Origin of the sequence: Shimia sagamensis (assembly GCF_900182745.1) — a bacterium.
Taxonomy (GTDB): domain Bacteria; phylum Pseudomonadota; class Alphaproteobacteria; order Rhodobacterales; family Rhodobacteraceae; genus Shimia; species Shimia sagamensis.
Map to the genome: position 1 here is coordinate 370181 of NZ_FXTY01000001.1, position 20570 is coordinate 390750.

General features: G+C 57.8%; 17 protein-coding genes. 5 read left to right on the forward strand and 12 right to left on the reverse strand.

Translation table 11 applies throughout. The features are described from left to right. From QOL67_RS01685 to QOL67_RS01695, 3 genes are all read left to right on the forward strand, one after another. Window positions 1–858, forward strand: coding sequence for a beta-keto acid cleavage family enzyme (locus QOL67_RS01685; protein ID WP_283424204.1), 858 nt, complete (start codon window positions 1–3; stop codon window positions 856–858). A 39-nt stretch (window positions 859–897) separates the two neighbouring features. After that, window positions 898–1647 carry a sulfite exporter TauE/SafE family protein gene (locus QOL67_RS01690; protein WP_283424205.1) on the forward strand — a complete coding sequence of 250 codons (750 nt, stop codon included), beginning with the start codon at window positions 898–900 and terminating at the stop codon, window positions 1645–1647. A 119-nt stretch (window positions 1648–1766) separates the two neighbouring features. Beyond that, a complete protein-coding gene (locus QOL67_RS01695) occupies window positions 1767–3422 on the forward strand; it encodes a U32 family peptidase (RefSeq protein WP_283424206.1) in 1656 nt (551 codons plus the stop codon). Window positions 3423–3453: 31 nt separating this feature from the next. Here the strand turns inward: QOL67_RS01695 and QOL67_RS01700 are convergent, their stop codons facing one another. The 8 genes from QOL67_RS01700 to QOL67_RS01735 are packed head-to-tail and all read right to left on the reverse strand — an operon-like array spanning window position 3454 to window position 11232. Beyond that, window positions 3454–3930 (reverse strand): class I SAM-dependent methyltransferase, encoded by a 477-nt coding sequence (locus tag QOL67_RS01700; RefSeq protein ID WP_283424207.1) that lies wholly within the window; start codon window positions 3928–3930, stop codon window positions 3454–3456. After that, the gene (locus QOL67_RS01705) at window positions 3927–4682 is read right to left on the reverse strand and encodes a polysaccharide deacetylase family protein (RefSeq protein ID WP_283424208.1); all 756 of its coding nucleotides are present in this window, start codon (window positions 4680–4682) and stop codon (window positions 3927–3929) included. The genes QOL67_RS01700 and QOL67_RS01705 overlap by 4 nt, the downstream gene beginning before the upstream one ends. After that, window positions 4679–5821 carry a glycosyltransferase family protein gene (locus QOL67_RS01710; RefSeq protein WP_283424209.1) on the reverse strand — a complete coding sequence of 381 codons (1143 nt, stop codon included), beginning with the start codon at window positions 5819–5821 and terminating at the stop codon, window positions 4679–4681. Before QOL67_RS01710 ends, QOL67_RS01705 begins: the two co-directional genes overlap by 4 nt. Continuing rightward, on the reverse strand, window positions 5818–6405 hold the full coding sequence (locus tag QOL67_RS01715) for a histidine phosphatase family protein (RefSeq protein ID WP_283424210.1): 588 nt from the start codon (window positions 6403–6405) through the stop codon (window positions 5818–5820). Before QOL67_RS01715 ends, QOL67_RS01710 begins: the two co-directional genes overlap by 4 nt. Beyond that, the gene (locus QOL67_RS01720) at window positions 6402–7481 is read right to left on the reverse strand and encodes a glycosyltransferase family 4 protein (protein WP_283424211.1); all 1080 of its coding nucleotides are present in this window, start codon (window positions 7479–7481) and stop codon (window positions 6402–6404) included. The genes QOL67_RS01715 and QOL67_RS01720 overlap by 4 nt, the downstream gene beginning before the upstream one ends. Before the next feature lie 4 nt (window positions 7482–7485). After that, window positions 7486–8724 (reverse strand): glycosyltransferase family 4 protein, encoded by a 1239-nt coding sequence (locus tag QOL67_RS01725; protein ID WP_283424212.1) that lies wholly within the window; start codon window positions 8722–8724, stop codon window positions 7486–7488. After that, the gene (locus tag QOL67_RS01730; RefSeq protein WP_283424213.1) at window positions 8721–9926 is read right to left on the reverse strand and encodes a glycosyltransferase family protein; all 1206 of its coding nucleotides are present in this window, start codon (window positions 9924–9926) and stop codon (window positions 8721–8723) included. The genes QOL67_RS01725 and QOL67_RS01730 overlap by 4 nt, the downstream gene beginning before the upstream one ends. 34 nt (window positions 9927–9960) lie before the next feature. Then, the gene (locus QOL67_RS01735; protein WP_283424759.1) at window positions 9961–11232 is read right to left on the reverse strand and encodes a nucleotide sugar dehydrogenase; all 1272 of its coding nucleotides are present in this window, start codon (window positions 11230–11232) and stop codon (window positions 9961–9963) included. 201 nt (window positions 11233–11433) lie between these two features. Between QOL67_RS01735 and QOL67_RS01740 the strand changes: the two genes are divergently transcribed. After that, window positions 11434–13785 (forward strand): mechanosensitive ion channel family protein, encoded by a 2352-nt coding sequence (locus QOL67_RS01740; RefSeq protein WP_283424214.1) that lies wholly within the window; start codon window positions 11434–11436, stop codon window positions 13783–13785. A gap of 180 nt (window positions 13786–13965) precedes the next feature. Further along, window positions 13966–14484 (forward strand): J domain-containing protein, encoded by a 519-nt coding sequence (locus tag QOL67_RS01745; protein WP_283424215.1) that lies wholly within the window; start codon window positions 13966–13968, stop codon window positions 14482–14484. Between the two features lie 30 nt (window positions 14485–14514). Here the strand turns inward: QOL67_RS01745 and QOL67_RS01750 are convergent, their stop codons facing one another. The 4 genes from QOL67_RS01750 to QOL67_RS01765 are packed head-to-tail and all read right to left on the reverse strand — an operon-like array spanning window position 14515 to window position 20367. Beyond that, window positions 14515–15666, reverse strand: coding sequence for an ABC transporter permease (locus QOL67_RS01750; protein ID WP_283424216.1), 1152 nt, complete (start codon window positions 15664–15666; stop codon window positions 14515–14517). Further along, the gene (locus QOL67_RS01755) at window positions 15663–16691 is read right to left on the reverse strand and encodes an ABC transporter permease (protein WP_164644085.1); all 1029 of its coding nucleotides are present in this window, start codon (window positions 16689–16691) and stop codon (window positions 15663–15665) included. Before QOL67_RS01755 ends, QOL67_RS01750 begins: the two co-directional genes overlap by 4 nt. Window positions 16692–16700: 9 nt before the next feature. Further along, a complete protein-coding gene (locus tag QOL67_RS01760; protein WP_283424217.1) occupies window positions 16701–18596 on the reverse strand; it encodes an ABC transporter substrate-binding protein in 1896 nt (631 codons plus the stop codon). After that, a complete protein-coding gene (locus QOL67_RS01765) occupies window positions 18589–20367 on the reverse strand; it encodes an ABC transporter ATP-binding protein (RefSeq protein WP_283424218.1) in 1779 nt (592 codons plus the stop codon). The genes QOL67_RS01760 and QOL67_RS01765 overlap by 8 nt, the downstream gene beginning before the upstream one ends. Window positions 20368–20570: the final 203 nt, after the last annotated feature.

A 20570-nucleotide genomic window follows, 5' to 3' on the forward strand; every position in this document is an offset into this window, starting at 1 on the left:
ATGGACAAGGCCATTCTCACCTGTGCGCTCAACGGCGTTCTGACCGATCCGACACAGCACCCCGTGCCGGTCACGCCCGCGCAATGCGCCGCTTCAGCACGCGAAGCCATGGACGCGGGCGCCGCCGTGATCCACATCCACTTCCGCCAGCAGGAAAAAGGCAAAACCCACCTGCCAAGCTGGAACCCGAAAGTGGCCAGAGAGATTGTTGATGCCATCCGCGACGCCTGCCCCGACATCCTGATCAACGCCACCACCGGAGTTGTTGGCCCGGATTATTCTGGCGCACTCGACTGTCTTCGTGCGCTCAAACCTGAAATCGCCGCCTGCAACGCTGGATCGCTCAACTACCTCAAACTGCGCAGCAATGGGGAGTGGGCCTGGCCGCCGATGGTGTTTGAAAACACTCCTTCTAAAATCCAGGACCACCTGGATGTGATGGCGGAGACCAATACGCTCCCCGAACTTGAGTGCTTTGACACGGGTATTGTGCGCTCGGTGGCGATGTATGTGAAAAATGGCATGACCACCCGCGCACAGTACAATCTGGTGATGGGCGTGGCGTCCGGCATGCCGGTGGAGCCCAAGCTTCTGGAGTTTCTCATGCCGTATCTGCTGGAAGGCAGCTTCTGGCAGGCCACGTTGATTGGCCGCAGCGAAATTTGGCCAACCCATCAAAAGGCCGCAGAGCTTGGCGGCATGTTGCGCACTGGCGTGGAGGACACGTTTTACCTGCCCAGTGGTGACAAAACGCGCTCCAATGGGCAATTGATTGAAGCTTTGGCCACCTGCGCCACCAACGCAGGGCGAGGAATTGCCAGCCCGGCAGAAGCGCGTGAGATGTTGGGGATCGGGTGAAAGACTTGATCCTCCGATCAATCACCGCATAGTGGCGCCATGATTGACCTCCTTCCGCCAGACCTGTCTCAGGCCCATGCAGTTTTCCTGTTGGGCGTAAGCTTTGCCACCTCGCTTATGACCGCCGCGCTTGGCATTGGTGGCGGGGCGGTCTTCCTCGCTGTGGCCGCAGTCATCCTGCCCCCGGCCGCGCTGATCCCGGTGCATGGCGTGGTGCAGTTGGGGTCCAACGCCGTGCGCGCCACGATGTTTCGCGGCCATATCCTGCGCAGCGCCTTGCCCGCCTTTACCCTCGGCGCGCTGATTGGCGTGGCGATTGGCGGCAGCGTTGCGGTGAGCCTACCGCCGGCAACCGTTCAAATTGGCATTGGCCTGTTCTTGTTGTGGGTGGTGCTTGGCAAAACCCCGGCATGGATTGGCAAATGGCCGATTGGTGCGGGGGCGTTTTCTTCGTTCCTGACCATGTTCTTTGGCGCCACCGGCCCGTTTGTGGCGGCTTACGTGAAAACCATGAAGTTGGACCGCCACACCCATGTCGCCACCCACGCCGCCTTGATGACCGTGCAACACGGCCTCAAAGTAGCGATGTTTGCGGCGCTTGGATTTGGTTTTGCGCCTTGGGCACTGTTCATTATCGGTCTCATCGCTTGCGGAGCCGCAGGCACGTGGATTGGCAAACACGTGCTTGGCCGCATGAGTGACCACGGATTTCACAAAGTGCTCAACGTGCTTCTGATCCTGATTGCCCTGCGTCTTTTGTGGGCTGGCCTGTCTGATTTTCTGTCGTAAATCCACACCTCCGCAATACAGACATAATACCGACGCATTGCAGATGTGCCGATCCGTCCCCATTTGCCCCAAAGCGGGGATCGGTGTATGACGCCCCTCTGATCAGGAAAGCGCGTGCGATGACCCAACACAGATCCGAACTTTTGATGCCAGCTGGCAACCTCCGCAAACTCAAAATGGCGGTTCTCTATGGCGCTGATGCCGTGTATCTCGGCACGCCCGACATGAGCCTGCGCACCAAGTCAGAGTTCTCTTTGGCTGATGTGATCGAAGGCGTGAAATTCTGCCACGAGCACGGTCGCCGTGCCTACCTGACGCTGAATTTGTTCAGCCATAACAAAGACATTCCCAAGCTCGATGAGTACATCGACACCGTCCGCCAAGTGAACCCCGACGGGTTGATCATCTCTGACCCCGGCGTGTTCCAATACGTGAAAGACCGCGCGCCAGAGATCCCGTTGCATGTCTCCACACAGGCCAATATCGCCAGCTGGCTCACCACGCAGTTTTGGCAATCCCAAGGCGCCGATCTGGTGGTTCTGGCCCGCGAGGTAAGCTTCCCTGAGCTCGAAGAGATTCGCGAGAAATGCCCCGACATCAAGCTTGAAGCCTTTGTGCACGGCGCCATGTGCATGACCTATTCTGGTCGCTGCTTACTGTCGAATTTCATGGCCGAGCGCGGCGCCAACCAGGGCAACTGTGCCAACTCCTGCCGCTGGAACTACAAGTTCCACATGCGTCTAAAAGACGGCACCGTGCAGGAACTGATTGTCGACGAAGACAACCTGCATATGTTTGAATTCCTGCTTGAGGAAGGCGTGCGCCCCGGCGAATTCCTCCCGATTCAGGAAGACGAACGTGGCAGCTATATCCTCAATTCCAAAGACTTGTGCCTGATGCCCAAGCTTGATGACTACCTGCGCATTGGCGTGGACAGTCTCAAGGTCGAAGGGCGCGGAAAATCGGAGTATTACGCCGCCGTGGTCGCCCGCGCGTACCGCATGGCAATTGATGACTACTACGCCGATCCAGAGAACTGGAACGCCGCCGACTACATGGAAGAGCTGGGCACCGTGGGCAACCGCGGCTACACGCTGGCCTTCCACAAAGGCCGTTTGACCAATCTTGCCCATGGCTATGAGCAAACCCAAGCGATTGCCCAATGGGAATATGCCGGCTTTGTCACCGATGTTGCTGATGACGCCTTCCTTGTCGAAGTGAAAAACAAGCTAGAGCCCGGTGACGTTCTGGAAATTGTCTCGCCCATCGCCCGCAACACCATTCTTTTGCGCGCTTATGACTACGAGATCGCCGCAACAGGCGAGACCAAAGAGGTCATCCACGGCTCCACCAAATCGGTGATCCGCCTGCCATTCTCGCTGTTTGAGCATGAAGACATCGACGACCTGCGCACCAACTTCCCGCCCATGACCGTGATCCGCAAGGAGCGTGCGCTGACCGAAGAGCAGTGGAAACGCCTGCAACTCGACAAGACCACGCTGGCGATGGAAGTCAAAGACAGCACCGGTGAGACCGCTTACAAACGTCGCCGCGATGCGCTGGTCGAGGCGATTGAAGCTGACACCAACACCAAGCGGTTCAAAACCAATCGCAAAGGCACCGAAGGCTGCTGCGGCAAAGGCTGCAACGGCTGTTTGATTTTCTGGGAAGATCCGATTTACGCCAAAGCGCGGGAGGTTCTGAAAGAACGCAAGATGGGCTCGATGCTGAGCCGCGCGGAAGCTGCCGAATTTAAGCTTCCTGCCGCTGAATAAGATAACGCCCGGTCACTGACCGGGCGCTTCTTTATGTTCTGTAGAAATAATACCGTTCTGGCGCCACGGTGGTTGGCCCGCGCACCTGCTCAAAGCCGACCAGCGGCTGACCAGACACAAGCACACCTCCGGCCAGCATGATCTCTTTGATGAACGCAGACAGGCGCGCCGCCTCGGCCACGTCTTTGGCCTTATCTCCAAAGCCAAAATCGTAATGCGCCATGGCAACTTTCGTGCCATCGGTGGCCATTTTCTTGAGCATCTCTTCTGCCTCACCTTGCAGGAAATCTTCCTTAGGTGGCACACAGGAAGGGTGGCAGTTCAACGCGCGGTCGATCACCCAAATCCGGCGATCTGGCGCAATCTCGCGAATGTGGTCATAGGTGCGGCCATTGCCCAGCCCCATGTCCAGAAAATCTCCCTCAAGACTGTCCACCATAGTGGCACCCCATTCCAGCCCTTCGGCTTGTGCCGCAAGGCGGCGCATCATGCTGTTCAAACGGCTCATGAAATACCCTTTCCGTCGTGGCGATAAAGCCGCACCGGCCCCTCGCAAATTTCCAGCAAAAACTGCCGCGAAAACTCCCAGATATCGGCGTCATGCACAAGATGGTGCGTGAGATATCCCAAGGGTTCTTGATTGTCCGTGAGGCCTGCGCGGCGGTCTTGCAACAGCGTCACGGCTTGAGACACCAAAGTCTCCGCCTCGACCAAGCCTCTGTGCCCTCGCCAATAAATCGGATCGATATGGGTGTTGATCTGCGCCACGCCTAGCGCGGCAAGCGCAGTTTGGCGCGGATTATAGGTCGACACCGCGTCATATCCCGCCTCAGCCAATCCCGCAACAATCTCCGGTGTTATCCGGTTCCACGGCGGCACAAACATCGGAGCAACTCGGTCGCCAAACAGGCTTTTCAGCCGCACAAGGCCTTCGGAGGCATCTTGCAGCGCCGTGCCGGCAGGGCGCCCCGCCCCAAACTCGGCATTCTTCACTCCGTCAGGCGTATGGCTGACATGCGCCCAACCATGCACGACAGGCACAAAACACTCAGCAATATTTCCCGCCAGTTCGTCGGTTGCGTCCTTGGGAATAACAGCCAAATGCACTGGCACACCAACAGCCTCACTCAATGCTGTAAGCGTATCAAGGGCCTCTGTTGGCGCGATGGCGTCATCATCGCGCCACCAAATTGGCAACTCCAAACCCTCAGCACGCCATTGCGCCAGCTCTGCTTGCAAAGGCGTCCAGTCCACAATCACCCGCGCAGCTCCGCCAGCATGGAGTGCGCAATGCGCACGCTTTCAGCGGCACCATTCATCCGTAGGCCAGACGGGCTGCGGCGGTCTTTAGAGGCGACGCGTTTGATCTCCGCCATCAGGCTCTGCGGCGTCATGTCTGTGGCACTGAGCACTTCGATGCCGGGCTGACTGGACAAAGCCCGCGCGCGCAGGGTTTGCTCAACCTCACCACCGTCATCAAACGGCACAAACACCGCTGGCACTCCGGTTTGCAGCACGTCGAGCGCGGTGTTGTAGCCACACATACTGACCGACGCGGTCACATGGTGCAGCATCTGTCGGAAATCGGAGCGTACCGGTTCGATTGTGATACTTGGATCATCAGCCAACTGTTTGAGAGCCGCAATCCGCGCCTCGGCATTGGCGCCGCCCACCAACAGACGCCAGCGCAACGGGCTGCGCTTGGCGGCTTTGATCGCACATTCAAACAATGCCTGCCCCACAGCGCCGCCACCGGCGCTGACCACAATTTCACCGGCGCCAACATTGTCCGGATGCTGTTGTGGCGCAGCTGGCGCCACGTAGCCTGTGTAGCGCAGCATCGCAGTCACATCGCTGGTTAGGGGCCAGCTCAAGTCCAGCTTGGTCAAGTCGGGATCTGCATGCACCAGAATGCCATCGTAATACTGCTTGACCACCTCACGCGCGCGAACGGCCTTGGCTGCTTTGGACGGCGGCGCCAGAATGTCCCGCACCGAAGCCAAAACCAGCGCACGCTGAGGCAAGGCGTGTGCAGCCTCCAATAGGGCCTCGAACTCTGCCGTCAGGCTGCGCCGCCCAAAGGGGAACAGCTCGGTGATCACCACATCCGGCGCCATGTCTGCCACCGCTTTCACCATCATGGCTTGCCGTTTTGCACGGTAGGCGGCATCCGCCTCAACACCCAATTCGGTCAACAATTTAGTGAAATCCACGCCATCTGATGCCAGTGGCGGCAATTGCACCAGCGCAACACCTTTGCTGTCCAAGTGGGGGGCAGGCATACCACCTGACAGGACCACCGCTTCATGCCCATCCCGCGTAAAGGCACGGGCAAGTGTGAGCGCGCGTGAAAGATGCCCGGTGCCCAGAAGATGAGTGACAGCGATCAAAACTTTCATGCGTTGCGCCTTTCCAACCGCACAATATCAGGGTCTGCGACTTTAACCGTATCCCCCTCAATTTCCACCACAAACAACCGATTGCGCTTCACAGCAAAAGAGGCGGGTCCGTCAAAATCCCAGCCGTGTGCCTTGGCCAAAATCATCCGCATAATGCCGATGTGACAAACCGCAATGCAATCGCTCTGCAAGCCAAACAGCCACGGCGCCAGACGGTCCCACACCATTTGCGGGCTTTCCCCACCGGGTGGCTGATAGTCCCAGCCCCAGTGCTCAATATCGCGAAATCCGTTGCTGGGATCGGCCTTGAGCTCCACGCCCTTTTTGCCCTCCCAGTCACCCCAATCCATCTCGATCAAGGCGTCAATCACATCCGGTTTACGCCCAGTCACAATTTCGCCGGTCTCTTGGGCGCGCAGCAATGGGCTCGCCACCAGATTGGTGTTTTCCCAGCCCGCTGGCAGCTTGAACTCCGCCAAGATTTCACGCGCTTCATCGTCCAAAGGAATGTCCGTGCGTCCCTGAATTTGTCCGGCGCGGTTCCAATGTGTGTGTCCGTGCCGCAGCATGGCCAATCGGATCATAATGTCTCTTTCATCAATGGGTTCAGCACATCCCACACGGTCCGCCGCGCCGCTTCCAGGAGGTGGCGCTGTTGCACCAGCTCCCGTGCGCCCTGCGCCCGTTGCGTGTGGGTTTCGGCGTCATTCAACACCGACCAAAGCGCCGCTGCAAGCGCCTCCGGTGTGTCATCTGCCACAAGCCCTGCTGACGCCACAACATCGCGCACGCCGGGGCGGTCTTGTGCCACCACCGGCACGCCATGTGCCTGTGCCTCAAGATAGACCATGCCAAAGGCTTCGTTCACGCCGGGCCAGAAAAAGACACCTGCGCGGCTGTACGCGGCGGCCATGCCTTCTGCGTCCAGCTGGCCCAAGAACTGCACACGCTCGCCAAATGGCGCCATCTGGGCTTCCACATCCGCACGACACGGCCCATCGCCAGCAATCTCGACCTGCCAGTCGCCAGTCAGATGCCCCAAAGCCTCAGCGATGATGTTGTATGACGCCAGCTTGTCGCCCTTGCGCATCATACCTGCCACCAGAACGATCGGCGCATCCGGCTGCGCTTGGGTCGGCAAATCCTCCTGCGCCAAAAACGGTGGCAGATGCACCAGTTGCTGCCCGTCCGTCAGATGATCGCGCAGCGCCACTGCGTCCCGTTCCGTGAAATGAAACAGTACGTCTGCCGCATCACAGGCTGCTTGTGCCTTTTGCTCAAAAGCATCCCAAGGCCCGCCCAGACGCTTGTTCGCCCGCGTCGCCTCAAAAGACACATATGGAATATTCAGAGCCGCGCTCACAGTTGGGCCCAGCAAGTCCGGTGCCTTGTAGTAGCTGTGATAGGTGGTCCAGACGCCCCAGCCCTCGGCTTGCCCGCGCGCGATCAACGCCGGTATCTCCGCCTCTGCCTGAGCCAAAAGCTCGGCTTGAACCGCCGCATCGCCCCGTTTGTCAAAACTGCGCAGCTCAGACACCAACGTCGGCGCAACGCCATCCCGTGTCAGCAACTGCATCAGATTGCGCGCCATCTGGCGCTCGCCAGATGGCACCGGATGATGCGGTGATTTGAGTGGGGCGTAGAATGCAACCTGCCCCATGAGATTAGGCCTTCGCCGCAGCCGCTTGTAGGCGCGCGTCCAGCTGGGCAATGCCCGGCTGCATCAGGAAATGCGCCGTCAGCCGTCCATAAGCCGCCTCTGTAAGGCGCTCCCGTAGCCCCGCATCCCGCGCCAATCGCTCCATCGCGGCCGCCAGTGCTTCCGGCGCATCGCTGGACAACACGCCATGTTCGCCGTCGGTGATGAACTCCGGAATGGCCGACACCGGCGTGGACAACAGGCAGAGCTTCTGGCTCGCCGCCTCCATCAGCACATTTGGCAACCCATCGCGATCACCGTCTTCGGCAATCCGGCTGGGCAGCACAAACACGTCCGACACGCGCATCGCCTCGATCACCTCAGGCTGGTCACAAGCCCCACGCCAGGTAATCCGATCCGCAACGCCCAGCGTCTCTGCCTGAACCTTCAGCAGGCTGCCATCACCACCACCGCCAATGTGCTCCCAATGCCAGTCCAGATCCTTGGGTAACAACGCCAGCGCAGAGATCAGACGGTCAAAACCTTTCTTCTCCACCAAACGCCCTACGGACAGAAAGCGCACACTTTCACCGTCACGCCGCTGGGTGGGCGGCTCCGGAAAGCGGGTCAGATCCAAGCCATGATAGACCAGCTCCACCCGGTCCGCCTTATCCGCCAACTCTGCCAAGTGATCCGCGCCCACTTTGGTACAGGTCGCCAGGAACGCGGCACCATGGGTACTCTCCTGCAACTTCTCGCGTTTTTCCCACTCAGGCGAGGTCCAGATGTCTTTGGCATGGGCCGAAACTGACCATGGCATATCGCGCATGATCGCCGCATAACGGGTCACCGAGGCTGGCGTGTGCATGAAATGCGCATAGAGCAGGTCAATGTCGTCCGGCAATTCCCGTGCCAGCGCGCAGGCCTGCCCAAAACGGCGCAGGCGGTTGCGGGTCAGGTCGCGGCGCAGGTCTTTCAGCCAAGCGCCAACCGCGGTCCAGAAACGCGGCTTAAACAGCCCTGCCAACACGCCTTTCAGAACCCGCAGCGGCTCTTGATGCAGATACTCTGGCAGATAATGTACCGGCGCTTGCAAGCGCTCATGTAACGGGTGGCGTTTCTTGTCGGTTGGGAACCGCAAGGACCACATCGACAGGTCGTATCCCGTCTCTTCCAGGGCCACAATTTCCTGCGCGATAAATGTCTCTGACAGGCGGGGCCAACCTTTGACCACCACCGCCACTTTAGGTCTTTCAGAAGTCATGCAGCGCCTTGAGATCGGGCAACACCTAGCATTGCCAAAGTACGTTCAGACACCACGTCCAACCCATCAAGAAGACCGGGTACAAAGGCGTGGCTTGGTTTTGGTTGGTCGGGCAGCGCGCGAATGGCAGCAATCATCGCCTGCGGGGTGAACCCGTCACGTTTCTCATCCAGCATGCGCACAAGGCCCAGGCTTTCGGCGCGGCTGGCACGGATATGTTGCTCCATGCGTGGACGTGTGCGCGGCACAATCACCACAGGTTTGTCAAACGACAGCACCTCGCAAAAGGTATTGTAGCCGCCCATTGAGACAATGCCCGCAGCGCCTTTCATCAGGGTTTCCATACGACTTTCAAAACCAACCGCCTGAACCCGTCCATTTAGCTTGGCCACACGTTCTTCAAACTCGGCCCGCACGTCCCCGCTTAGGAAAGGCCCGTAGACCAGTATGGCGCGCGGAGACAGGTCCGGGTCTTGTTCATAAGCCGCAAGCACCAAATCCACCATGCCAGCGCCATCACCGCCACCACCGGGCGTGATCAACACATATGGCTGCTCCGGCGTGTCGCCTTCGCTCAGCGCCTCGCGATGCAAATACCCGGTGTATTTCATCCGTGAGCGGAAGTTTTGAGACAGGTCAAGCCCAGCCACCGGATCATAGATCGAGCGGAGCCCGTAGACCCATGTCTCGTCGTAGTATTTTTCTGCGGCCTCCAAGGCCCCTTTGCGATCCCATTCCGCAGCCAAGACATTTGGCGCATCCAAAACATCGCGCAGGCCAAGCACCAAATGCGCTTTGCGTTTGGCTTTAAGCCATTCCAGCGCGGGCAACAGCTCGCCGCGAAAGCCAGTGGGCTCCTTGTCCACAATCAGAATGTCGGGATCAAAATGCTCCACGGTTGCTTTGATCAGACCGGCCCGCAGCGCGGTGGTTTCATCAATATGCAGGCCAAGGCGTTCGCTTTCATAGTCGCCATCCGGCGTCTTGGTCACACCTGGCAGACGAATGTGGTCGACATTGTCCGGAAACGGGAATCGGCCCGCCACAGGAGACCCGGTTAGGATCAACGCGGAAATCCGGCTGTCGGCTTGTGTGATCGCGGTTGCCAGCGCGCGCGAACGGCGCAGATGGCCCAGACCATAGGTGTCGTGGCTGTAAAACAGCACGCGTGGCGACGCATTGGCCGCCAGATCACCTGTCATTGAAATCGCCTCGGACACGTCACCCGCCTCGCTCTTACAGCCGCCAGTCCGACTCGGACTTCGGCAAAACCCCTTTGATATCGTAAAGCAAAGCGTCCGGCTTTCCGAGGGCTCTTATCGCCATACTGTCCATCTCGCGGAACTGGCGATGCGCAACGGCAACGACCACCGCGTCATAAGTGGCATTCTGAGGCTGATCAATCAGCGAAAACCCGTATTCCGCCTCGACAACGTCGGGATCCACCCAAGGATCCCAGACATCTACATCTGCCGAGTAGCTTTTCAACTCTTCGACAATATCCACCACGCGCGAGTTGCGTGTGTCCGCACAGTTTTCTTTAAACGCCAGCCCCATCACCAGCACACGGGCGCCGGAGGCATTGGTGCCTTTGGCAAGCAGACCTTTGATCAACTCCTGCGCTACATGGCGGCCCATAGTGTCGTTGATGCGACGGCCCGCAAGGATCACCTCAGGACGATAGCCCAACTGCTCCGCGCGATAGGTCAGGTAGTAAGGGTCCACGCCAATGCAGTGCCCGCCCACCAGACCCGGCGTGAACTTCAGAAAGTTCCATTTGGTGCCAGCGGCCTCCAACACTTCCAACGTGTCCAGACCCATGCGCGAAAAGATCAGCGAGAACTCGTTCACCAACGCAATATTCAAATCCCGCTGGGTGTTCTCGATTACTTTGGCCGCCTCTGCGGTTTTGATTGAGCTGGCCCGATGCAGACCCGCCTTGATCACCGGGCGATAGATCGCATCCACACGGTCCAGCGTTTCAGCGTCCTGCGCCGCCACCACTTTCACCACGTGTTCCAGCGAATGCTCTGCATCGCCGGGGTTCACCCGCTCCGGCGAATAGCCCAGCTTGATGTCTTTGCCAACCTCAAGACCACTGGCCTCTGCCAACGCCGGTCCACAGACCTCCTCGGTCACACCCGGATAAACCGTGCTTTCCAAAACAACCAACGCACCGGACGTCAGATAGGGGGCAATTGTTTTGCACGCCCCCAAGACCGGCCCAAGGTCCGGCTCCTTGGCGTCGGTGATTGGCGTTGGCACGCCAAGAATGAACGCGGTGCAGCCCGCCAAATCATCCACATCGTGGCTAAACAGCGCAGTGCTTTTGGCCAAAGTTTCAGACGAAACCTCGCCATTTGGGTCGCGGTCGTCAAGCAGGCGCGCCACCAGCGTGGTGTTGGTGTCAAACCCCACCACATCAAAGCCCGCGCGCGCCAACCCCAAGGCCAGCGGCAGGCCTACATAACCCAGCCCCAAAACGGCTATTTTTTCTGTTTTTGTCAGGCTCACGTCTCTCGTGCCTTTGTGAAAATGCGCATCATTCCCTAGCAACTCGCGCTATCCGGTTTCCCTGAGAATGTCACCCCCAAAGCGATGTAAGGCAGGCGCGAAGCGGGCCAAAATCGCAACGCCCACCGCTTATCTGTTTTGCGGCGCGTGTCAGTTCCTGTAAGACCAAGAAACGACGACAGGAAAGCCCACCTCATGATCCGATTACTGCTTGCCGTTCTTTCGGTATGTCTCTTTTTGCCTCTCGCGGGCCTACACGCGCAGGACGCGGACGACGGCACCGCCAACGACGCCATGTCTCAGCTTGTACAGCAAGCCAATGAAAACGGCATGACCGTCATCATTCTGGACGGCAACGGCGCGTCCAAAATGTCCGAGGAGACAAGCGAAGCCGTGGAGGAGGTTAATGAAACCACCACCATGACCTCGGTGATGCGCCTTCAGTGGGAGCTAGAAGGCTTCAACAAGGTGCTTCAGGACCGCATTAGGCACCTGCCAATTGCGATCAATGAGGTGTTGTTCATCCTGCGTGCTTCAAGCCCGGACGGCAGCATCCTGTTCTTTGCCAAACAGCTGTTCATAACCCTTGCCTTACTTGGCGTTGGCATTATCTTTGAACGGCAGATTTACGGCCGCAGACTGGCGGCCCGATTTGTTATCCCGTTGGTTAAAGAAGCCCCAGAAGGCTACACGCAGAAGCTACCTTTCCTTGTGGTGCGCTTTGCTGCCGGTGTCTTGGGTGTGTTTGTCAGTATGGCGGTTGCCGTGCTGCTTGGCTTCCTGATCTTTGGCACCTCTGATGACACCGCCGTGCGCTTCACCAATGCCTCGATTTTTGCCGCCTATGCACTGTCCCGCCTGATCGCATTGATATGGCGCATGATCCTGTCGCCATTTTTGCCACAGTACCGCCTGCCGCCATTCTCCACCCACGATGCAAAGAAACTGCACCTTTGGGTCACGGGCCTAGGTGTTGTTGATGTGACCACAATGATCTTTGGCGAATGGCTTAGTGAACTGGGCTTGGTCTATGACGTCTCCGCGGTCATGACGCTTCTGCTATCGACCCTCTTTGCGCTTGGCAACATCGCGCTTGTCTTCGCAAATTATCGTGCCATTTCTTATGCGATCCGCAATGGCCGCGAAGCCAACCGAGTGCCACTGGCCACCCGATGGGCCAGCACATTCTGGGCACCGCTGTTCATTCTGTACGTGTTCTATGGCTGGGCAAGCATGTCCTGGGATCTCATCCTGGGCAATGACACCGGCATGCCGCTGATTGCGGGTGCCTATGCTATCCTCACAGCCGTTCTCGTGGTGTACGCCACCATCAACTACGGCATTGAACGCTACTTTGAGCGCAACCGCGCCGTCACCGAAATGAACGACGCCGCCGATGCACTGCGCGAAGAGGCTGATGAGGAAGGTCGCCTAAGTGAGCATCAGGAAGAAGAGCTATTCAAGCTCGAGAACCTGATTGACCATCGTCAGATGCACACCTTTGAGGAACTGGCACGCCGGATTTCAGGTGTTCTGGCTCTGGTCGCAGGCCTCTATGCAGCGCTCTATATCTTTGATGCAGATGGCATCATTGACGACGAAATGCTGGGCGGGCGCGTGCTGGATGTGATTGTCATCCTGTTCATGGGCTACATTGGATTTCACGCCTTCCGTATCTGGATCGACCGAAGAATCCGCGAAGAGCAGGGTGACCCGGCTGAAGAGGCCGAGCTTGGCGATGAAGGCGGCGGTGCAAGTGCGTCGCGTCTTGCCACGCTTCTGCCGCTCTTTCGCAACACCATCCTGCTGGTGATTGTGGTCACCATCGTGCTGATTGTGTTGCTGGAGATGGGCGTGAACGTCAGCCCGCTATTTGCCGGTGCTGGTGTCGTGGGTTTGGCTGTGGGCTTTGGCGCGCAATCCCTTGTGCGTGATATCTTCTCCGGCGCGTTCTTCCTATTTGATGACGCTTTCCGCAAAGGCGAATATATCGACATTGGAGCCGTGAAAGGCACGGTTGAGAAAATTTCGGTCCGGTCTTTCCAACTGCGCCACCACCTGGGACCTTTGCACACCATCCCATTTGGTGAAATTCAGCATCTCACCAACTATTCTCGCGACTGGGTGATCATGAAGCTGAAACTGCGAGTGACCTATGACACGGATGTGGAGCGGGTGCGTAAATTGGTCAAGAACCTAGGTGTTGAGCTGCTCGATGATCCGGTGATTGGGCACAACTTCATCCAACCCCTGAAATCTCAGGGCGTGATCGAAATGCAAGACAGCGCCATGATCATCCGGGTGAAGTTCATGACAAAACCGGGCGACCAATGGCTGGTGCGCAAGCGTGTCTACCAGGACATCCGCGAACTGTTTGCCCGCGAAGGCATCAAGTTTGCCCACCGTGAGGTCACTGTGCGCATTGCTGATGACGCCAACGCCGAAGATCTCACCCCTAAACAACGCGAGGCAGTGGTTGGGGCAGTAGAAGCCGCCATTGACGAGGACGCTATGGAAGGTGGACCCGACGGCGGCGACGATCGGTAAGCACCGGCTTCCCGGTCACAATGGACACAGACAACAGGGCACGCACACAAGGCGCGTGCCCTGTTTCTTTGGCAGCAATGTTTACCAAAGACTGCATACTCCTAAACGCGCCCTTAAGAAGATACTTAGAATTTTAGCCAAATACTTGAAGAATGCCGGTAAAAGCCCGACACTTTACGCATGGCACAGGATCTCACATACGCTTACGACCTCTTGCAGGTGACACCGACAACCTCGGTAAAAGAGATGCAGGCAGCCTGGCGTAAACTGGCGCGGCGCTACCATCCTGACCTAGCCAAAATCAATCCTGAGGAAGCCTCGCGGCGCATGAGTGAGATCAACGCAGCCTATGATGCTGTGGCCCACCACCGCGCGCTCAAAGATGAGCAGCCAAAGCCACGCGCCCGTCGCCGCTCACGGACAGCCCGTCAAGCTGCAGAGTGCCAAGCTTGGCGTCGTCAGCGCGACGCAATGGCCCGCAAAGCCGCGAAAGCGTGGCAGGCGGCACAAACAGAACAAACCGCCAATACTGCACCACAGATCGAAAAGACGAAACCACGGCAGACGGCGCTGACAGCAACTGCCAAGTGGAACCGCACGGAACAATCCCTCATCAACACCGCCCGAGCGGCGTTTGAAGGCACGCGTAAAACGCTCAGCACAGCGGCGCGCCGCCCAGCGTTCTCAGCCTGTCACTAATTTGTTTTTCGAACTCGCCGAACCGCAGCGTCAGCTCCGGTTCGGGTCCATTGCGTCGCGCAAACCATCACCAAAGAAGTTGAACGCCAGCACCACAATCACAATTGGCAGCATCGGGATCGCCGTCCAAGGATAGATCTCAATCGACGCCAGGTTCTGCGCATCATTCAGCATCACCCCCCAACTCACCGCAGGCGCGCGCAAACCAAGCCCCAGGAAGGACAGGGCGGTTTCCCCCAAAATCATCGCCGGGATCGACAGCGTTGCGCTGGCAATCAGGTGGCTGAGGAAGTTGGGCAGCAGGTGTTTCTTGATCACACGGCTGGGTTTCGCGCCCATCATTTCGGCAGCTTTGACAAACTCCTCTTCCCGCAGGCTGAGGAATTTGGAGCGCACTGCGCGCGCCAATCCGGGCCAATCGAGTATCCCCAAGATAATCGAGATGATGAAAAACACCGACACCGGCCCCCAATGTGAGGGCACGGCGGCTGATAAGGCCAACCAAAGTGGCAATTCTGGCAGGCTGCGCAGCACTTCGATCACACGGTTGATGATCCAATCAAGGAAGCCGCCAAAATAGCCCGCAATTGAGCCCAACACGATGCCAATCACAAAGGACACGGTGATGCCGACAAGGCCCACGGTCAGCGACAATTGCGCCCCATAAAAGATACGCGAGAACACATCCCGCCCAAGCCGATCCGCGCCAAACAGGAACAACGTAGCGCCCTCAGGGGCACAGAACAGATGGGTGTTGGACGGGATCAACCCAGCCAGTTTGTAATCGGAGCCTTCACAAAAAAACTCCAACATGGCTGGCGTTTCTGTGTCCTGCACGTATTTCCAGCTGAAGGTCTCCAGATCCATTTCCGCCACGGTTGGATAGACATGCGGGCCCACAAACGTCCCCTCATGCATAAAATGCACCATCTGAGGTGGGGCGTAGATGTAATCTTCCAACCGCTCATTGGGGGAATAGGGCGCAAAAAATCCAGCAAACGGCAGCGACAGATAGGCCAACAGCAGGAAAGCACCGGAAATCAGGCCCAACTTGTGTTCCTTAAACCGCAGCCACAACAACCGCGCATTGGACATGTCCAGCTCAGCACTGCGTGCTTCGGCAGCCGCTTCGGGATCATACGGCGCCTGATCGACGTAGCGCCCATCGGGTTGCATGCTCATCGCTCCCGCCCTCCAAATCGAATGCGCGGATCCAGCAGCGCCAGCAACAGGTCAGACACCAAGGTGCCAATCAACGTCAGCAGCGCCACAAACATCAGCACAAAGGCCGACAGGAACAGGTCTTGTGACTTCAATGCGGTCAACAACAGCGGCCCAATTGTTTGCAAGCCCAGCACCACCGAGACCAAAACCGAGCCAGAGATCAACGACGGCAACAGCGTACCAATGTCCGCCACAAATGGGTTAAACGCCACCCGCAGCGGGTATTTCGTCAACATACGCGGCTCGCTCATGCCTTTGGCGCGGGCGGTTTCCACATAAGGTTTGCCCAACTCATCCAGCAGGTTAGCCCGAAGCCGCTGCATCATCGCCGCCGCGCCCGAGGTGCCAATCACAAAGGTTGGAATGATCAAGTGAATGAGCACCGACTTCATCTTGCCAAAGCTCATCGGTTGGCCTTCGTATTGCGGGTCCATCAGACCCCCAATTGGCAAATTGAGGTAGCGATTGCCGTAGTAAAACAAGATCAGCGCCAGCAAGAAGTTGGGCGTCGCCAACCCCAGATAGCCGACAAAAGCCGAAGTATAATCCACCCAGGTTTTGGATTTTGCCGCGGCCAGAATCCCCAGCGGCAACGCCACCGCGTAAATGAACAGCACCGCCGCCAGATTGACCAACACGGTCATCCACAGCGCCCCGCCAACCAAATCAGCCACTGGTTTGTCAAACTCAAACGACCAGCCAAACTCGCCCTGCAACAGCCCGGCAAATCCGTGTGGCCCCGGCATAAATCCGGCCCAGATCAGGTATTGTTTGTACAACGGTTGATCGAGCGAGTATTCCGCCCGCAGAAATTCTGCCTTGGCGATGCCTGCTGATTGTCCGGTTGCCCGCAACTCGTTGATCTGGTTGGACAGATAGTCCCCCGGCGGCAAGGTGATGATCAAAAACACCAGCACCGATACCACAACAAGTGTCGCCAGCATGGTCAGGAACCGGAAGACTGCAAACCGCAGCAGGGCCATTCTGCGCTCCTATTCTGCGAAGAAAAATTCATCAGGGCGGTGCACCCCGAAATGTGCGCCCGGCGACCAAGCCCAGATGGCTTTCTCTGGCACGTTGCGCAGTCTGTTGTTGACCACCACCGGCTGTGGTGCGCCGTTTATGATACCAATCGCAAAGACATTTTCCGCGTGAATATCCACCATCTTCTGCCAGATCAGACCACGATCCACCGAAGAGTACGCCTTGGTCCATTGATGTGCCAAGTCGTTCAGCTCAATCGCTGCTGGCAGGTCTGGTGGCTCGCCCACCGCGCCGTGGTTCTGATGATACTGCCCCCATTTGGGCCAGGACTGAAACGCTTGATCCCACGGCGCAAGATAAGACGGCGATGTATAGGGCTGCGGCAGACCGTTGTCCCAGCCAAACCAAGTCGAGGCCATGGTTTCGCCTGCATAGACCCGGTTGCGCAGGATATCGCGCTCCAACGGGCGCATGATCAACTTTACACCGATATCTGCCCAGTTGTCGGTGATAATCTGCAGCGCATTCTCTACCTCTTGTCGCTCGCCAGCTGTCTCAATCACCACCCAGGCCGGACGTCCATCCGGCAACAGGCGAAAGCCATCTTTGTTGCGCTTGTCGAGTCCCATTTCATCAAGCAGCGCGTTGGCCATTTCCAGGTCACGGATCGCCCAAGCGTCACGGTTCTTTTCTTTGAAAAACGGGCTGATTGGCAGAACCGTCATGCCACCAGGTTTGGCGAGACCAAAATACAGGCCTTTGTTGATGGTCTTGCGGTTGATCGCCAGCGACAGCGCCCGGCGGAAGCGCACATCACGCATGACCTCGCGCCAGCCATCATCATTGTAGTTCAGGTTTGGATAAATCGCGATCTGACTTGCGGTACCATTGCCCCATAGCTTGGTTTTGTAGCCGCCGGACGCTTCGCCTTTTTTCAGGATCGCCGCGTCTTTGAAATCCAACCCACGTGCCTGAAGATCCACTTCACCGGCGTTGGCTTTCGCTGCCACCAGCCCCGGTGCCACCACCTGCATTTCGATCACATCAACGTAAGGCAATTGCACGCCACTGGTGTCGACCCGGTGATAGTAGGGATTGCGCACAAACAGGAACCGGCTTTTGCCGTCTTTGGTTGCCATCATCCAGGGCTGCAACGTGGGCAGGTCCGGATTGTCGAATTTATACATGTTGTCTTGGCGATTGTGCAGCGCCGCCCAGCTGCGCACCCGTGCTTCATAGAGCCGCTCGCGCAGTTCCTCTTCGTCGGTGAAATCCGCGTGATACGGCTTCAGATAATGCGACGGACGGTAGATAAACGGCGGGCGGGCCTCGGCCAACATCTGCAAAAACTGCGGATTGGGCTTGCTCCATTCATAAATAACGGTGTGCTCATCCGGGAAGCTGACTTTCGGCAGCTCACCTTCAACTCGCAGGAAATCCACTGGCCCAGACGGTGACAACAGCTCGTTGTTGGCCACGTTTTCCCAGAAATAGCGGAAATCCTCAGATGTAAACGGGTGCCCGTCAGACCATTTGTGGCCGGGGCGCAGATGCAAGATGAACTTCTTATCGTCTTCGTTCTCAAAGCTTTTGAGAATATCCGCAACCAACTCGTAACGCTCGTTGAACCCCACCAAACGCCCATAGCCATAGACCACCATCTGACGCACGTCTTTGGAGCGGGTCACCATAGTGCGCAGCGTGCCACCTTGTTGCCCTAGCTCGCGATTGCGCAGTGTGAGGTCCACAATCTTGGGCGTGTCTGGCACCCGTTCCGCCACCGGCGGCAGGCTTCCTGCATCCACATCGGATTGCCAGAACGTGCTCTCCTGATAATCCGCCGCTTGCGCGACGCTCAGGCCCAAGACAGCAAATGCCGCCGCTAGGATCGGGGTTTTAAACATGGAAACGCACCTTATGTCCGGGGTCGGTTTCGGTCAGCGGTGGGGCATCCGCTCCGACAAATCTGAATTCTTCAGGCCAGCTAGACGGCTCGCCCGCCCCCTGCGCCACAATTTTGAGGTCAATCGGCCGGTCGATATCCGGCTCTGGCTGCGCTGCGATCAACGCTTTGGTGTATGGGTGCTTTGGATTGTAGAACAACTGCTCCGGCGGGCCTTGTTCCACCACCAGACCCGAACGCATCACCGCCACCTCATCCGCAATCCGTGCCACCACGGCAAGGTCATGGCTGATGAACAGATAGCTCAGGTTCAGCCTATCACGAATGTCTTCAAGAAGCTGCAACACCTGTTCCTGCACCGACACATCCAGCGCCGAGGTCGGCTCGTCACACACCAGCAAAATCGGGTTCAACATCAACGCGCGGGCAATCGACAGGCGTTGCCGCTGACCACCGGAAAACGCATGCGGATAGCGGGTGAGCATGTTTTCGTTCAGCCCCACCCATTTGAGAATTTCCACCGCCCGATCAATGCGCTCACTTGGAGAGCCGATGCCGTGAATTTCCATTGGCTCACACAGCGCATCTTTCACCCGCATACGGGGGTTGAGCGTGCTGTACGGGTCCTGAAATACCATCTGCGCTTTGCGTTGGAATTTCAATCTGGCATCGCCATCCAGATCCTGAAGGTTCACGGGCTCGGACCCGGCCGTCTCCCGAAACAGGATCGACGCGCCTGCGTCCGCCCGTTCCGCGCCCAGCGCCATCCGGGCACAGGTGGTTTTACCAGAGCCGGATTCCCCAACCACGGCCAAAGTCTTGCCCCGTTCGACACCAAAATCCACACCACGCACCGCTTGCACAACGGTTTTGGGTTTCCAAGGTGCGCTGCCTTTCAGAACGTACGTCTTGTTCACATCGCGCATTTCCAAAATGTAGTCGCGATCTGCCTCGTCTGGACGATCTGCGGGCGTGGCCGGAATTTCCGGGGCCGCCGCCATCAAATCTTTGGTGTAGGGGTGCTGTGGATCGCCCAAGATCAACTCCGCTGGACCACTTTCCATCACCCGGCCACGGTTCATCACTACCACGTCATCCGCCATGTTGGCCACCACGCCCAAGTCGTGTGTCACCAAAACCACCGCCATGCCGTATTCGGCTTGAAGGTCTTTGATCAGCCCCAGCACCTGCGCCTGTGTGGTCACATCCAGCGCTGTGGTTGGCTCATCTGCGATTAGAACATCTGGCCGACCCACCATGGCCATGGCGATCATCGCCCGCTGCCGCATGCCGCCGGACAACTCAAATGGATAGCTTTCATAAACCCGCTTTGGATCAACAAAACCAACCCGCTCAAACATCGCTAGCACACGGTTTTTGCGCTCTGCCGCATTGTAATCCCGATGCAGCTTCAACGCCTCAGACACCTGATTGCCAATTCGGTGCAATGGCGACAAGGAACGCATCGGTTCTTGGAAAATCATCGACACACGATTGCCGCGAATGTCCTGCATGCGCCGCTCGCTGATGTCCATCAAGTCAACCGGGTGCCCTCCCTCACGATCACGCAACACAATGGAACCAGATCGCATCTGCGCCGCCGCCGGCAGAATTCGCAACGCGGACCGACAACTCAACGTCTTGCCAGAGCCACTTTCCCCAACCAACGCCAGGGTCTTGCCCGCTTTAACGGAAAAGCTGACATCTTCGACCACAGGGGCATCCCCCCCAAAGCCAATACTCAGGTTTTCTACTGTCAGAAGTGCCGTCACACCAAGTTCCCTCGTCACGCCCTCGTTATTATCCACCAAGTGGCGGAGCGCCTTTTGTCAACTCAACATGATTATCCCAGTCGGAGCAAGCGTCTAGACCTATCACAACCACCCTTCGCGGCCGTTTTATGTGCTGAGAGCGCCTTTCTAAGCTCCTCTTCCTTCAGTCAAGCAATCCTTTACTTGCAATGTTCTGGACCGAA